This window comes from Bradyrhizobium sp. Leo114, assembly GCF_055229415.2.
On sequence record NZ_JBUYEN020000091.1, the window covers coordinates 1 to 15,122 of the forward strand.

Genomic DNA, 15,122 nt, shown 5'->3' on the forward strand with positions numbered 1-15,122 from the left:
GGAGATACGGTCCCATTGCGTGTCGTTCAGAACGAGCCGATCCAGAACCCCCAAGGCTTCCTCCTAAAAGAAAGCCTTGAATCACGTTCCGTCTGATTTGAGAATCCCAAGAGTCCACACAGCCTAGAGCGTGATGAGATATGGTCGAATTGTGTTCCCATGGGCGCTGCCTCTTCTCACCTCTGCCATAGGGAGAGGTCGGCGCGTAGTGCCGGGTGAGGGGATCTGCTCTATCGAGGGACCGTAACCCCTCACCCGCGCCTCCGGCGCGACCTCTCCCTTCGGGAGAGGTGAACTTGCGGCCAAGCCGATTCAACCAAATGACATCGCGCTCTAGCCAGCCAGCGCGCGAACGGCCTCGGCGACGCTATGGAAGACGTGGTTCTGCGGCAGCGTGCGATAGAGGCCGAAGCGCTCAAATGCCTGTTGGGCGCGGGTCGATTCGAGGCGAGCGATCGCGACCGTCACGCCTTCCTCGCTGCATTCACGGAACAGCGCGAGCAGCGTTTGGGCGGCGGTGAAATCGATCTCCACGATGCCGCTGGCTTCGATCACCAGCAGCCTGGGCGTCGATGTTGCCGTCTTGATGATCTTCAGCGCGTCGGTACGAAAGCTCGAGGCATTGAGAAACGACAGCGGCGCCTGCAGGCCGACCACGGCAACTTTCGGGTCGCGCTCGCCCCTGATGTTCGGATTGGCCGGCCACCAGATCGTGGTGTCCGGTACGCGGTCGAATACGACGAGCCGCGCCTGCGTCGTGCTCCAGATGCCATGGAGCAGCGAGAGCGCGATGCCGACGGCGACGCCTTGCTCGATCGGCAGGATGATGATCGAAGCTGCCGTTGCCACCACAAGCAGAAACTCGCCGACCGACTGGTGAAAGATCGCTTCAATCTGCCTGAAGCGAATGATGCGCAACGCCACGAAAAGAAGGACGCCACCCAGCGCAGCCTCCGGAACGTGATGGAGCAGCGCGGCGCCGAACGCCAGCAGCGCCAGCACGATCGATGCGGCGAACAGTCCGGATAGCTGCGTGCGTCCGCCGGTCGCGGCCACGATGCCGGTTCGCGGCGGGCTCGCGTCCACCGGAAAGGCACCGAACAGGCCTGCAAGAAGGCTGCCGGCCCCCGCGCCGAGAAAATCGCGATCGACATCGGCAGGCTGGTCCGGATCGGAAGGAAATGCCCGCGTCGTCGCCGCGGTCTGCACCATCACGACCATTGCGATCAGGAGAGCCAATGGCAACAGCTTGACCCATCGTTCCGGCGAGATTTCAGGAAACGATGGCATCGGCAGCGTGCCCGGTACGGTGCCGACCACGCCGACCCCCTTGCTCTCCAATCCGCCCCAGATCACCGCAGCGGTCGCCGCCACCAGCGCGACGAGTGCGCCGGGAATCCTGGCGCTGATGGCCTCGGATCCGGCAACAAAGGCCAGCACGAAAAGCCCGATGCTGACGCTGTAGAGATTGGCGGCAGGAAGATGCTCCGCGATCTCGGCGATCCGCTCGAGCATCGGTCCTTTCGGTGGCGGTGCGCCGAGCACGACGGGGAGTTGCGAAACCATGATGTGGATGGAGATGCCGGCAAGAAAGCCGACGGTGACCGGGGTCGACAGCAGATTTGCAATCCAGCCGAGGCGAAACAGGCTACCGACGACCAGGATCGCGCCGACCATCAGCGCCAGGGCCGCGGCAAGCGCGAGATGCTCCGGGGAGCCGGCGGCTGCCATCAGCGCAAGCCCGCCGGCGAAGATCGGCGTGATCGTGGAGTCGGCGCCGCACGACAGAAGACGGTTGCTGCCCAGCATGGCAAAACCGAGCGAACCTGCCATGAAGGCGAAAAAGCCGATCTGGGGGGTGAAGCCGCCAAGGCGCGCAGTCGCCATCTGCTCCGGTATCGCGATCGCGGCCAGTGTCAGGCCCGCGATAAGGTCGCCGGGCAAATCGCCCGGCCGGAACGCGGCCAGCGAGCGGAAGATCGGCCAGGAGCGGCCTGCTGTCCCGGGCGTGTCCTCGGCCATCGGTCCTCGGTGCGATCAGCGCTAGCGTAAGGGCCGCCCACTATTCGACATCGTGATGCCAAAGGCCAGCCTTGCTTTGGCGCTGGCATAAGCCTCAGCCGATATTCTGCAGCGCCGGAAACGTCTCGAGCAGCCAGATGCTGACATTGGTGACGGCACCGGTGAGAAAGCCGATGCCGGTGATGATCATCAGCACGCCCATGACATGCTCGACCGTCCGCAGATGCCGCTTCATCCGCGTGAACAGTGACGAGAACTGTTCGACCGCAAATGCCGCGAGCAGGAAGGGGATGCCGAGCCCGGCGGAATAGATCGCAAGCAGCATGGCGCCCTTGGTCACGGTCGCCTCGGCTGCTGCGACCGAAAGGATGGCGGCGAGGATTGGGCCGATGCAGGGCGTCCAGCCGAAGGCAAAGGCGAGCCCCATCACATAGGCGCCCCACAGCCCGACCGGTTTCGGCATGCTCATCCGCCCCTCGCGCATCAAGATCCCGATCCGCGTCAGCCCGAGGAAGTGCAGCCCCATCACAATGATGACGATGCCGGCGACGATGGAGAGCTGCGCCGACCAGGCGCGGACCAGCCCGCCGATCAGGGAGGCGCTGGCGCCGAGCGCGACGAACACGGTGGAGAAGCCGAGCACGAACATCAAGGCCGCCGACATCACCGCGCGCCTCGAGGCTTTCATGCTCTCGTCATGGGCGACATGCTCGATGGTCGCGCCCGTCAGATACACCAGATAGGGCGGCACCAGCGGCAGCACGCAGGGCGACAGGAAACTGACTAGTCCGGCGATCAAGGCTGCCGGGATCGAAACATCGTGCATCAACTGACCTTCGAGAGCGACATCTGGCGTGGCAACCTATTGACGTGGACGGCGACAAGTTTCCAGAGATTTCATGCGCTCAAAGCCCAAGAGATCGGTCACAGGCCCGTGTCCGGGCAATGTTCGCGAATCGTCTCCGCAATTCTACGGGATAAACGCTGGACAAGCCGGTGTCGTCAGGCTCAAACTTCAATCCCGCGACAAGCCTCGGCCGTCAGCCGGGAAATAAAAATCATGCGGACGCCTGCGATTCAGAGATGGGCGCCGCAAAAAGGAAACGAACGGGAGCATCACATGGCTGTTTCACGCCGCAACCTGCTGTTGGGAAGCGCCGGCGCCTTGGGCGCCGCATCATTTTCATTCCCGAAGCCTGCCATTGCCCAATCCGAGCCGATCAAGATCGGGTGCCTCGCGGCGATCACCGGCCCGAGTTCCGCGCCGACCGTCGGTTTCAACCGCGGCATCAACTTTGCGGTGGACAGCATCAATGCGGGTGGCGGCGTCAAGGGCCGCAAGATCGAGCTCGTCATGCGCGACACGCAGGGTGATCCGACCAAGGCGGTGAACGCGACGCAGGAATTGATCAGCCAAGCCAAGGTCCACGCCATCTGGGGGCCGGTCAATTCCGGCGAAGCGCTCGCCACCACGCCGATCATGGCGCGCGCCAAGATTCCGGACATTCATCCTTGCGTGGTCGAAACCCTGATCGACACCACCAAGTATCCGAACGCTTTCCGCATGGCGCCGTCCAACAGCCAGTGGGACGACGCCGTCCGCAATTACTGCCTCAACGTGCTGAAAGTGAAGAAAGTTGCCGTCATCGGCGATACCACGGGCTATGGCGTGACCGCCGTCGGCGCCTCGGTGGCGGCGTTCAAGAAGGACGGCGCCGACGTCGTCTACCAGGCCAATATCGATGCGACCCAGCCGGACATGACGCCGGACATGCTGCGCGCCAAGAATGCGGGCTCCGAGGCCATCGTGGTCTGGAGCGTCACCACCGGCATGGAGGCGCGGATGTTCAACACCCGTGCCGCTATGGGCTGGGACGTGCCGTTCGTCGGCCATCCCTCGCTGGCCTCGGGAGAGCTCGCCGGCCTCGTCGAGAAGCCGGAGAACTGGAAGAAGGTTTACGCGGTCGGTTACAAGAGCTGCAGCTACGATGCAGCCGGCAAGCTGCCGCCAAAGAGTGAGGAGTTGGTGGCGCGCCTGGCCAAGGCGAATATTGCGCTCAACGACACGCTGTTGTGGTGGGTCGCTGGTGGCATCGACGCGATCGAGCTGATCGCCAAGGCGGTTGCCGAGAGCGGTTCGACCGAAAGCGCCGGACTCATCAAATACTGGAACACGCTGTCGAAATATCCCGGCTATTTCGGCACCTACACCTTCACGCCGACGCAGCATAACGGCTATCCGACCGAAGAGATCGTGATGTCGGAGGCCTCTACCGCCAAGAACGGCACCTTCGCACTCGCGCCGGGCTATACATAGGCCGGCGGCAGAGGGTGCATCCCATGCTCGCCTCGATCCTCGCATCCGGTCTCGCGGCGGGCGCGATCTACGCGCTCGTCGGCGTCACCTACAACACGATGTTCTCGACCTCGCGGGTGATGAGTTTCACCGCAGGTCAGCTTGCCATGCTGGGCGGCGTGCTCGGCTCGATGTTCACCTTGAAGATGGGCATGCCCATCATCGTGGGCTTCGTGCTGACGCTGGCCGCGTGCGCGATCGTCGGCATCATCACCGAATTCGTCGCGGTGCGGCCGGTTTTGAAGAGTCTCGACCAGCATCTCTATGTGCTTTCGACGCTGGCGCTGGCCTTGATGATCCAGCAGGTCGCGGCGATCAAATGGGGCACCGAGCCGCAGCCGTTCCCGCGCGTGATCGGGCTCGGCAGCGGCGTCTGGGACGAGAAGTTCTGGCTGCCGGTGGTTGCCTGCGCGGTGACGATCGTGGCGCTGGAATATCTCTACCGCCGCACGCTGGTCGGCCGCGCCTTCGTCGCGATCGCGGAGGATAATTTCGCGGCGAGGGCGCTCGGTCTTCCCGAACGCAATCTGCGGGTCGCAAGCTATGCGCTTGCCGGGGTGATCGGCGGCATCGCCGGTTTCTCCGGCGGCCAGCTCCTGCTGGCGTTCTTCGCCAATGGCGCGCTGCTCAATTTCTACGGCTTCGTGCCGGTGGCGCTCGGCGGCCTCGGCAACAACCGCGGCGCCATCTTCGGCGGGCTCGCGCTCGGCCTGTTCCAGCAGGCGGCGAATTTCCTGGTCGGCGGCATCTTCTCTTCCGTTGCCGTGTTCACTCTGTTCATCGTGGTCCTCTTGGCGGCGCCCCAAGGCCTGTTCGGCGGAACCACGGCGCGGAGGGTGTGATGACGGCTGTCACTGCAACCTCTGCCCAAACTGAAAGCGGCGCCTGGCGCGCCGCCTTGCCGCACGTCGCGCCGTTCCTCGGCATCCTCACGCTCGCATTGCTGCTGCCGTTTGTCAGCAACGACTATTGGGCGCTGATCGGCACGCGCATGGCGATCTATTGGGTGCTGGTCTCCGGCCTCAACCTCGTGGTCGGCTTCGCGGGCCATCTTGCGATCGGCTATGTCGCGCTATTGACGCTAGGTGCCTACACGACGAGCGTGCTCGTCGCCGGCAATGTCACGCCGGCAGTGCCGGTTTTCCTCGCGCTGCCGATTGCCGGCTGCGTCGGTGCGCTGTTCGGCGTGATCGTCGGATTGCCGGCGTTGCGCCTGCGCACCTTCTATTTCGCGATGTCGACGCTCGGTTTCGCCACCATCGTGACGCAGATCGCGCTGGCCTGGCAGAGCGTGACCGGCGGCGGCATCGGCATCGCCGGTCCGGAATTCCCGCCGCCGTTCGATACGCCGTGGGGCTTCTACGCACTCTGCGTCGCGTTCGCGGCGGTCGCCACCTGGATGAGCGCCAACATCGCCCGCAGCCGATTCGGCCGCGCCCTGATCGCGGTGCGCGACGCCGAGGTGGCGGCGGAAGCGACCGGCATCTCCAAGCCGAAGATGCTGATTGCGATCTTCCTGTTTGCGGGCGCGCTGGCCGCGATCGCCGGCGGATTGTTCGCGACGCTGCAGACCTACATCACGCCCGATGCCTTCACCTTCGACCTGTCGGTGCTGTTCTTCATCGCGATCCTGATCGGCGGCCGCGGCTCGATCCTGGGGCCGATGCTCGGCACCATCATCCTGACCATCCTGCCCGAGATTGCCGCGCCGCTGGCGGCATGGTCGACATTCCTGTACGCCGTGCTGCTGCTCGTGATCGTGCTGGTGATGCCCGGCGGCATCGCGGCGCTGCTCGACTTCCGCAACCGCCGTCCGCTTGCCAGCAACCGCGCCATCGTGCCGCGTCCGGCCGTTCTCGCCGACATCGTCCGCCGCCGCAGCGGGGGCAAGCACCTGAAGCTGCGCGACATCGCGCTGAGCTTTGGCAATGTGAAGGCGATCGACGGGCTCGACCTCGACGTAGCGCCAGGCGAGATCCACGGTCTGATCGGCCCGAACGGCAGCGGCAAGACCACGACGCTCAACGTCATCTCCGGCTATTACGCCGCTAAGGCCGGCACGATGACGCTGGGCGATGACATGCTGCCGCCGGGCCTGCCGGCATTGCGCGCAGCTTGCGGCATTGCGCGGACGTTCCAGACCCCGCGCGTGATCGGCGAGGCCTCGGTGCTGGAGAACGTGATGATCGGCGGCTCAGTGGAGGGCAGGGCGACCTTCGTCGAGGCGATGCTGTCGGCCCCGCGCAATCGCGAGGACGAGCGGATGCTCGCGGCGAAGGCGCGGGCGCTGCTCGGCGTGGTCGGGCTGGAGACGCTGGCGGAGGTGCGCGCCGACCGCCTGCAGCACAGCGAACTCCGCTTCATCGAGATCGCGCGTGCCTTGATGCTCGATCCCGATTTCCTGCTGCTAGACGAGCCCGCGGCCGGCCTCTCCAATGACGAGATCGAACGGCTGGCGTCCCTGATCAAGGCGATTAGCGCACGCGGCACCGGTGTCCTGCTGGTGGAACACCACGCCGATCTTATCTTCGACATCTGCCACCAGGTCACCGTGCTCAATCTCGGCCGCACGCTGGCGGCGGGCACGCCGGCCGAGATCCGCGTTCACAAGGAGGTGGTCAGTGCGTACCTCGGCGGCTGAACCTCTGCTCTCCGTGACCGCGCTGGAATCCGGTTACGGCAAGATCCGCGTGCTTCATGGCATCGATTTCCAGGTCGCCGCCGGCGAGGTGGTGGCGCTGCTCGGGCCCAACGGCGCCGGCAAGACCACCATGCTGCGCGCGCTGTCCGGATTGCTGCCCGTGACCGCGGGACAGGTGCGCTTCGACGGCCGCGACATGACCAACGCGACGCCGCGGGACGCCGCGCGTGCCGGCCTCGTGCATGTGATCGAGGGCCACCGTGTGTTCACGCAAATCTCCGTCACCGACAATCTGCTGCTTGCCGGCTACGACGTGCCGCGCGCCGAGCGTGCGCAGCGCGTCGAGGAAGCGCTGGCGTATTTCCCCGAGATCGCCGAGAAGCGTCACGAGCGCGGCGGCGCGCTGTCGGGCGGGCAACAGCAGATGCTCACCGTCGCGCAAGGCCTGGTACGCCGCCCGCGGCTGTTGATGCTCGACGAGCCCTCGGCCGGCCTGTCGCCGGTGCTGGTCGATCGGGTCCTCAACGTCATCGGCAGCTTGCGCGCACAGGGCACCGCGGTTTTGCTGGTCGAGCAATTGCTGGAGAAGGCGCTGGCCACGGCGGACCGCGTCTACGCCCTGGTGCAGGGGAATATCGTGCTGGAAGCGTCGACCGAGGAAAGCAATCTGGCGCAGCGGCTGGAGCGCGCCTATTTCGGCCATGAGAGCCACGCGCTGGTGACCCCTTGATGCGGCTTCCCTTCTTCTACGGCTGGATCATCATCGCGGTGACCTTCGTCACCATGGCGATCGGCGTCAATGCGCGCACTGCGTTCTCGCTGTTCTATCCGCCTGTTCTCAGCGAGTTCGGCTGGGATCGCGGCGTCACCGCCGGCGCGTTCTCGTTCGGCTTCGTGGCCTCCGGCATCGCCAGTCCGTTGATCGGCCGCCTGATGGATCGCGCCGGCCCGCGCGCGGTGATGGAACTCGGCGTCGCGCTGATGGGCGCAGGGTTCCTGCTGGCGCCGCTGACGACGCAGCCCTGGCATCTCTATCTCAGCATCGGCGTTCTCGTCGGCGCGGGCAGCGTCTGCCTCGGCTATTCCGGTCAATCATTCTTTCTGCCGAACTGGTTCATCCGCCGTCGCGGTCTCGCGATCGGGATCGCCTTTGCCGGTGTCGGCATCGGCTCGGTGACCTTGCTGCCGTGGGTGCAGCACATGATCGAGGGTACCGGCTGGCGCACTGCCTGCACGGCGATCGGCATCCTCGTGCTGGTCGTGCTCGCGCCGATCAATCTATTGGTGCGAAAACGCCCTGAAGATATCGGGCTACTGCCGGACGGCGACGCCGCGCCGACCGCCACTTCGGCAAAGCCGGTGTCGAACATCGTCGATCCCGTCTGGGCCGGTACCGACTGGACGCTGTCCCGGGCGCTCCGCACCGCGCGCTTCTGGTGGATCGCGCTCGGCTATTTCTGCGGACTTTACATTTGGTACGCGGTGCAGGTGCATCAGACCAAATTCCTGCTCGACATCGGCTTCAGCCCGAATGTCGCCGTGTGGTCGCTTGGCGTCGTCAGCCTGCTCGGCATTCCCGGCCAGATCTGGCTTGGCCATCTCTCCGACCGGATCGGGCGCGAAACGGTGTGGGCGATCAGTTGCGCTGGCTTTGCGATCTGCTTTGCGAGCCTGATGGCGTTGAAATATGCGCCTGTGTTGCCGCTGGTCTATCTGATGGTGTTCACGCAAGGCGCGCTCGGCTACGGCCTGACCTCGGTGATGGGGCCGGTCGTGGTCGAGATCTTCCAGGGCAGGCATTACGGCAGCATCTTCGGAACCATCATGCTGGCCGCGCTTGCGGGGGGCGCCGCCGGCCCGTGGGCGACGGGACTATTGTATGATTTCACCGGCAGCTACACGGCGGCCTTTGCGATCAGCATTGCCGTGAGCGCGTTGTCCGCCTTCGCGATCTGGCAGGCTTCGCCGGGAAAGGTCCGTGCCGTGGCGGGCCGTTTGCACACGTTGCAAAGCCGTAGCCCGGGTGAAGCGTCAGCGTAACCCGGGGCCGCTCGCGCGCTGACGCAGGGTCCCGGGTTACGCTAGCGCTCCACCCGGGCTACAGCTACGGCGCGGTCGGCGCTCCCGATCGTGCGCTGCAGATCGCCGATCGCGCGCAGGAAGCTGTCGGCGGGCGTAGTCTCCGGATCGATCAGGCGGTGCAGGCGAAAGCCGTCCTCGAGCGCCAGCACGATTGCGGCGGTCCACGCCGCATCCAGCCGGCCGTTCCTGCCGCTATCCTTCCGCGCGGTCTCGATGATGTCGGTGACCAGCTTGCGCCGGGCGCGCAGGCGCTTTGCAAGTTCGGGCCGGCGCTTCTCCGCGCGTGCGACGAACAGGATCATCTCCATGTGCAGAAGCGGCGAGCGGCCGAGCGGATCCTGCCTGGTGCGGTCCATGTGCTTCAACGCGTCGATGAAGTCGGCGAGGTTGGTGTGTTGAGCAAGCAGGTCGAGGTTGCGCCGGATCGATTGCTCGACATGGTCCTCGAGCATCGCGATGATGAGTTCTTCCTTGCTCTTGAAGTTCGAATAGAACGCCCCGCGCGTGAAACCGGCGGCGGCCGCGATCGCCTCGATGCTGGCGCCGCCGATCCCCTGTTCCTCGAATACGCGCGCCGCCGCCTCGAACAGCTTTTCGCAGGTATCGTCCCTGGTCGGTCTGGTCCTGACTCTTGACATCGGCCCTGTTTAGGCCACAATGCAACTCGATACAAGAGTGTATCGAGTTTCAGGGGGGAAACGCTTGGGTCCGCACGAAGCGGCGACCGGTAGCGTTCAATGTGAAATCGTCGCAACGCGGCAACCGATTGAGGTCACCATGAACGAGCAAGCTCGGCCAGCGAACAGCGATCCGCTGTTCAATCCCCTGGCGCCGGAATTCATCCGCAATCCCTATCCACATTACGAGCGGCTGCGCACCGAGGACCCGATGCATGTCACGCCGTTCGGCGCTTTCGTCGCGAACCGTCACGCGGAGGTGAGCTTCGTGTTGCGCGACAAGCACTTTGGCAAGGACTATGCCGGCCGCGCCATACGCCGCTACGGGCCAAAGGCCATGGAGGACCCGGTCTTCCGCAGCATGAGCCAGATGATGCTGCAGCAGGATCCGCCTGATCACACCCGTCTGCGCGGCCTTGTGGTGAAGGCATTCACGGCGCGCCGGGTCGAGGACATGCGGCCGCGGATTCAGGAGATCGTCGATCAGACGCTCGATCGTGTCATCCCGCAGGGCAGGATGGACTTGATCGAGGACTTTGCGTTCCGCCTGCCGGTGACGGTGATCTGCGACATGCTCGGAATCCCCGAGGAGCATCGCGAAACGTTTTATACCGGCGCGCGCGACAGCGGGCGCATCCTCGAACCGGTGCCGTTGTCGCCTGAGGAGATCAAGCAGGGCAACGCCAGGACCAAGATGTCGGAGATGTATTTCCAGCAGCTCTTCGAGCTGCGGCGGAAGCAGCCCGGCGACGACCTGACGACGCAGCTCGTGCAGGCGGAGGAGGATGGCCACAAGCTCAGCAACGAAGAGCTGACCGCCAACATCATCCTTCTGTTCGGGGCCGGGCACGAGACGACCGTCAACCTGATCGGCAACGGCCTCTTGGCGCTGCACCGCAATCCCGATCAGCTCGCGCTGCTCAAGGCCAATCCCGGCCTGATCACCAACGCGATCGAGGAATTCCTGCGCTATGATTCCTCCGTGCAAATGACCGGGCGCGCGGCTCTGGAGGACATCGATCTCTGCGGCAAGCGCATACCCAAGGGCGAGGCCGTGCTGTGCCTGCTGGGCTCGGCCAACCACGATCCGGCTGTCTATCCCGACCGCCCGGAACGGCTCGATATCACCAGGCCCAACGTGAAACCGCTGTCCTTCGGCGGCGGCATCCATTTCTGTCTCGGCGCCCAATTGGCGCGGATCGAGGCCGAGATCGCGATCTCGACGCTGCTCCGCCGCCTGCCGGAGCTGCGGCTGGATGACGCGGAAAATCCACAGTGGCGGCCGACCTTCGTGCTGCGGGGGCTACGGCGCCTGCCGGCGAGCTGGTAACCTTCTCGACCCTCGCCAGCGGGTGCAGCGCGATACCGCTGTGACTTCGCCATACTTCTCTCTATATACTGGGCTGCTCCGGCGCTGTATTGGCCACGTGCGCCGCGGGGCGGGCTCAAAGGGAGACACCGTGCAGACGACGCTGCTCGGCCTGGCAATCGCGTTCATTCTTGCGCTGATCGCCGCGCTGGTCGGACCGTACTTCATTGACTGGAACCAGTTCCGTCCGCAATTCGAGGCAGAGGCGACGCGAATCATCGGCGCGCCCGTGCGCATCGGCGGCGAGCTTGACGCGCGGCTACTGCCGGCGCCGCAGCTTCGGCTGCGTTCGGCCGTGGTCGGCGGCGGCAATGATCGCGGCAAGATCCGGGCCGACAAGCTCGACGTCGAATTCAGCCTGGGTTCGCTGATGCGCGGCGAATGGCGCGCCACGCAGCTCACCGTCAATGGCATGTCGGTGGATCTCGGTCTGGACCAGAAGGGACGGATCGACTGGCCGGCCTCGCAGGGCACGTTCGACTTCGCCTCGCTGGCGATCGATCGCGTCAACCTCACCGGCCGCATCGCCCTGCATGACGCCGCGAGCCCTGGCACGCTGGAATTGAGCGACATCGCGTTCAGCGGCGATGTCCGGTCGCTTGCCGGCGCGATCCGCGGCGACGGCAATTTCACGTTCGACGGCTCCCGCTATCCGTTCCGGATCTCCTCCGGCCAGAGCGCCGACGGCAATGGCACCCGCGTGCATGTCAACATCGACCCCGGCCAGCGCCCGCTCGCGGCCGATCTCGACGGCATACTCACCTTCGAGGCCCGCGCGCCGCGCTTCGAAGGCGTGCTGGCGCTGGCCTCGCCGCCCGCATCAAAGAAGGACGCGGCCGCGGCGACGCCCTGGCGTGTCGGAGCCCGGATCAAAGCGGATTATTCGGCGGCGCGGCTCGACCAGATCGAGGTCAGCTATGGCAATGACGAGCGCGCGCTGAAGCTCGCGGGCGCAGGCGGCATCCATTTCGGCGCTTCGCCGCTGCTGCGCGCCTCACTCTCGGCGCGGCAACTCGATGTCGACCGCTTTGCCGCGAAGGACAACAATGCTGAGCCGATTCATGCGCTGCCGGCGCTGCGCGCTCTGCTGTCGGGCGTTCCCCACGTCGCGCTGCCGTCCCAGATCGAATTCTCGTCCGAGCAGATCATGCTCGGCGGGCGGCCCTTGCAGGATATCGCCGCCGAGCTTCACGGCGACGACAAGGGCTGGACAGTGCGGCGGCTCGACTTCCGCGCACCGGGCGCCACGCGCGTCTCGCTCAGCGGTGCTGGCCCGCAAAGCGCCCAGTCGGACAGCTTCAAGGCGGCGCTCAATGTCGAGTCGTCCGATCCCGATGCGCTGATGGTGTGGCTGCAGGGCCGTAGCGATCCGCCGTCTCGCAATCAAAAACCGCTCAAGCTGCGTGGCGACGTCACGCTCGCCGCAACCGGCTTTGCGGTCGATGCCATGAAGGCCGAGATCGACGGCGGTGCGATCACCGGACGTGTCGCGGTGTCGTATCCCACCGGCAATCGCGGCGCGAAGGTCGACGCCACCGTGAAGGCCGACCGGCTGGATCTCGATGCGGCCACCGCGGTCATACGCTCGCTGGCGGGACCGCAGGCCGAATGGCCGGAGGAAGCGCAGCTCTCGCTTGACATCGCTCGCGCGATGTCGGCCGGGCAGGAGCTGCGTCCGCTGCAGGCCAAGCTTGCCTTTGGACCGAAGATGGTCTCGCTCGAGCGACTTAAGATTGGGCAGCCGGACAGCGTGACGATCGAGGGCACCGGCAATTTCGATCGCATCAACGCGACCGGAAAGCTCGCGCTCGACGCAAACGCGGCCTCGTTCAGCCAGTTGACTGGTCTGGTCTCGTCGTTCGCACCGTCAGCCGCATCGCGCTTCAACACACTGGCTGCGATCCCCGGTCCGGCGCGGCTGAAGCTCGCGCTTGATCTCGACAAGGGACAGGCCGATCGCGGCAACCTTCGCGCCGCGCTGGAGCTCGACGCGGCGCAGCTCAAGGGCACCGCTACGGTGACAGCGAAGCCGCAGGTCGCAGCGATCCGCAGCACCGATCTCGATGCCCTCAGCCGCAGCGATCTCGGCGTCGACGCCAGATTTTCAGCGGGGCAGGGGCGTGCAATGCTCGCGCTGCTCAACCTCGATCGAGTCATCGCCATCGGCGACGGCCCCGCGCAATTCGAAGGCTCGATCAACGGCGCCTGGCGCGCGCCGTTGCGGCTGAAGGCGAGGATCTGGGGCGCGGGGCTTGATGCGGACGCCGAAGGCGCAGCCGAGCCATGGGACGAGGCGAAGAAAGCCAGCATCAACCTGCGGGTCAGGAGCGCCGACATCAGTCCGCTGCTCGATCTCAAGCCGTCGGACACCCCGGTGAACGGCGTCCGCCTGTCGTCGCGCGTCTCACTTGCCGGCAACAAGCTCTCGTTCGACGATCTCGACAGCATCATCGGCGGCTCGCGACTGCGTGGCCGGGTTGCGCTCGCCATGGGGGAGGAGAAGAACATCGAGGGTGAGATCGGGCTCGACCAGGTCGCGCTTGCACCGGTGTTTGCGTTTGCGATCGGTGCCGGCGGACATGATTCGACCGAGCCGCTCGGCGGGGGCATCATCAAGGGCTGGCGCGGCAACATCGTCTTCCAGGCGTTGCGCGGCGAGCTGCCGGGCGGCAGCGAAGTGCAGCCGGTGAGCGGCACGATCAAGAGCGATGGCCAGGCGCTGACCTTTGAGGCCCTCAAGGGCAAGATCGGCGGCGGCGATCTTAGCGCCGCCATCGATGCAAGGCCGAGTGCGAATGGCATCACCGTCAATGCGAGCGTGCAGCTTAGCGGCGTTGACGGAACGGCGTTGCGCTACCGAAATCTCAACATGCCCAAGGGGCGCGCCTCGCTGCAGATGACATTGATGAGCCAGGGCCGCAGCGCGTCGGCGCTGGCTGGCGCGCTGTCCGGCAGCGGCACGGTCGCGCTTGAAAGTGCGCGCATTGCCGGGCTCGATCCGCGTGCCTTCGACGCTGCGATCCGCGCCAGCGAGAACGGGCAGGTTTCGGATGACGCTAGGCTGAAGCAGATCGTCGAGCAGGCGCTCGCAAACGGCGTGCTGTCGGTCGCCTCAGCCCAGCTTCCGTTCAACATTCGCGACGGGCGGATCCGCATCGGCGCCAGCACGCTGGCGGCCAATGGCGTCAATGCCACGATCTCCGGCGGCTACGACATTCCGGCCGATCAGGCCGACATCCGCGCCGTGCTGGTGCCGATCGCGATCACCGCGGCGAGCCGGCCGGAAATCCAGTTGCTCGCGGTGGGCACGCCCGACGGGCTCACCCGCAGCGTCGATGTCGCGGCGTTATCGTCGTGGCTCGCGGTACGCGCGATCGACCGCGAGACCAGGCGATTGGATGCGATTGAGCGCGGCGAGCCGCCTCCAACGTTCCAGCCGACGCCGCCGCTGATCCCGCCGCAGGAGCCGGCGGAAGCTCCCGATGCAAGCGCGACGATCCCACCGACAGCAACTGACGTGCCGATCCCGGGCCGCGATCCGCGCAAGGGAGCCCAAAAGCCGAAAACGAGCGCACCGCGTCCGCCGCAGGTCCAACCTCCGGCCAGCGCGCCAGCCGCCAATCCGCCCGCGTCAGTCGCGAGCCAACCGCAGCTCGCGCCATTGCCGCCGCCGATCGACGTCAAGCCGCCGCCGGGCGCTGCGAAACCAAAACCCCGTCCGCCGCTCGCACTGACGCCCCAGGTCGCCAACCCACCATCGCGTCCGGCGGCGCAGAATTAGAGCGCGATTAAGGTCAGGGTCGAACTGCGTCCGCGACCGAGGCTGCGCTCCCTCTCCCCGTTCTTAAGGCAGGGGAATCGCATATGGATTTGCGGCCTCTATTGCGTTGTTTTGCAGGATGGATTCTGAGAGCGGCTCCCACAAGGCGGAGGGAGTCGTATGGGGAAGTTCAAGAAGGCTTTTCGGCGGTTGTC

At 65.6% G+C, this 15,122-nt stretch carries 10 protein-coding genes; 7 read left to right on the top strand and 3 right to left on the bottom strand.

Translation table 11 applies throughout. The features are described 5' to 3' along the window. Nucleotides 1-333 precede the first annotated feature (333 nt). Complete coding sequence (locus tag ACZIRK_RS43025) at nucleotides 334-2,022, bottom strand: SulP family inorganic anion transporter (protein ID WP_474419633.1); 1,689 nt, start codon at nucleotides 2,020-2,022, stop codon at nucleotides 334-336. A 94-nt stretch (nucleotides 2,023-2,116) separates the two neighbouring features. Next, nucleotides 2,117-2,848: a cytochrome c biogenesis CcdA family protein gene (locus ACZIRK_RS43030; protein ID WP_130230768.1), complete on the bottom strand. Its 732-nt coding sequence runs from the start codon at nucleotides 2,846-2,848 to the stop codon at nucleotides 2,117-2,119. 294 nt (nucleotides 2,849-3,142) lie between these two features. Between ACZIRK_RS43030 and ACZIRK_RS43035 the strand changes: the two genes are divergently transcribed. From ACZIRK_RS43035 to ACZIRK_RS43055, 5 genes are read left to right on the top strand one after another with little or no spacing between them, the layout of a single operon-like run. After that, nucleotides 3,143-4,339: an ABC transporter substrate-binding protein gene (locus ACZIRK_RS43035; protein WP_245287164.1), complete on the top strand. Its 1,197-nt coding sequence runs from the start codon at nucleotides 3,143-3,145 to the stop codon at nucleotides 4,337-4,339. A 23-nt stretch (nucleotides 4,340-4,362) separates the two neighbouring features. After that, complete coding sequence (locus ACZIRK_RS43040) at nucleotides 4,363-5,220, top strand: branched-chain amino acid ABC transporter permease (RefSeq protein ID WP_035689052.1); 858 nt, start codon at nucleotides 4,363-4,365, stop codon at nucleotides 5,218-5,220. Further along, on the top strand, nucleotides 5,220-7,019 hold the full coding sequence (locus ACZIRK_RS43045; RefSeq protein ID WP_474419635.1) for a branched-chain amino acid ABC transporter ATP-binding protein/permease: 1,800 nt from the start codon (nucleotides 5,220-5,222) through the stop codon (nucleotides 7,017-7,019). Before ACZIRK_RS43040 ends, ACZIRK_RS43045 begins: the two co-directional genes overlap by 1 nt. Beyond that, a complete protein-coding gene (locus ACZIRK_RS43050; RefSeq protein WP_474419637.1) occupies nucleotides 7,000-7,749 on the top strand; it encodes an ABC transporter ATP-binding protein in 750 nt (249 codons plus the stop codon). The genes ACZIRK_RS43045 and ACZIRK_RS43050 overlap by 20 nt, the downstream gene beginning before the upstream one ends. After that, nucleotides 7,749-9,059, top strand: coding sequence for an MFS transporter (locus tag ACZIRK_RS43055; RefSeq protein ID WP_130230761.1), 1,311 nt, complete (start codon nucleotides 7,749-7,751; stop codon nucleotides 9,057-9,059). Before ACZIRK_RS43050 ends, ACZIRK_RS43055 begins: the two co-directional genes overlap by 1 nt. Before the next feature lie 41 nt (nucleotides 9,060-9,100). On the opposite strand, the gene ACZIRK_RS43060 is transcribed toward ACZIRK_RS43055, so the two are convergent. After that, on the bottom strand, nucleotides 9,101-9,739 hold the full coding sequence (locus ACZIRK_RS43060) for a TetR/AcrR family transcriptional regulator (RefSeq protein ID WP_028161781.1): 639 nt from the start codon (nucleotides 9,737-9,739) through the stop codon (nucleotides 9,101-9,103). A gap of 139 nt (nucleotides 9,740-9,878) precedes the next feature. Between ACZIRK_RS43060 and ACZIRK_RS43065 the strand changes: the two genes are divergently transcribed. Further along, nucleotides 9,879-11,108 carry a cytochrome P450 gene (locus ACZIRK_RS43065; protein ID WP_474419639.1) on the top strand — a complete coding sequence of 410 codons (1,230 nt, stop codon included), beginning with the start codon at nucleotides 9,879-9,881 and terminating at the stop codon, nucleotides 11,106-11,108. Nucleotides 11,109-11,238: 130 nt separating this feature from the next. Then, nucleotides 11,239-14,928 carry an AsmA family protein gene (locus ACZIRK_RS43070; RefSeq protein WP_474419640.1) on the top strand — a complete coding sequence of 1,230 codons (3,690 nt, stop codon included), beginning with the start codon at nucleotides 11,239-11,241 and terminating at the stop codon, nucleotides 14,926-14,928. The last annotated feature ends 194 nt before the right edge of the window (nucleotides 14,929-15,122 follow it).

What these genes read in the sequence shown, in the direction of transcription:
- ACZIRK_RS43040 (WP_035689052.1), top strand. Translation starts at nt 4,363, where the DNA reads ATGCTCGCCTCGATCCTCGCATCCGGTCTCGCGGCGGGCGCGATCTAC.
- ACZIRK_RS43035 (WP_245287164.1), top strand. Translation starts at nt 3,143, where the DNA reads ATGGCTGTTTCACGCCGCAACCTGCTGTTGGGAAGCGCCGGCGCCTTG.
- ACZIRK_RS43060 (WP_028161781.1), bottom strand. Translation starts at nt 9,739, where the DNA reads ATGTCAAGAGTCAGGACCAGACCGACCAGGGACGATACCTGCGAAAAG.
- ACZIRK_RS43045 (WP_474419635.1), top strand. Translation starts at nt 5,220, where the DNA reads ATGACGGCTGTCACTGCAACCTCTGCCCAAACTGAAAGCGGCGCCTGG.
- ACZIRK_RS43055 (WP_130230761.1), top strand. Translation starts at nt 7,749, where the DNA reads ATGCGGCTTCCCTTCTTCTACGGCTGGATCATCATCGCGGTGACCTTC.
- ACZIRK_RS43025 (WP_474419633.1), bottom strand. Translation starts at nt 2,022, where the DNA reads ATGGCCGAGGACACGCCCGGGACAGCAGGCCGCTCCTGGCCGATCTTC.
- ACZIRK_RS43065 (WP_474419639.1), top strand. Translation starts at nt 9,879, where the DNA reads ATGAACGAGCAAGCTCGGCCAGCGAACAGCGATCCGCTGTTCAATCCC.
- ACZIRK_RS43030 (WP_130230768.1), bottom strand. Translation starts at nt 2,848, where the DNA reads ATGCACGATGTTTCGATCCCGGCAGCCTTGATCGCCGGACTAGTCAGT.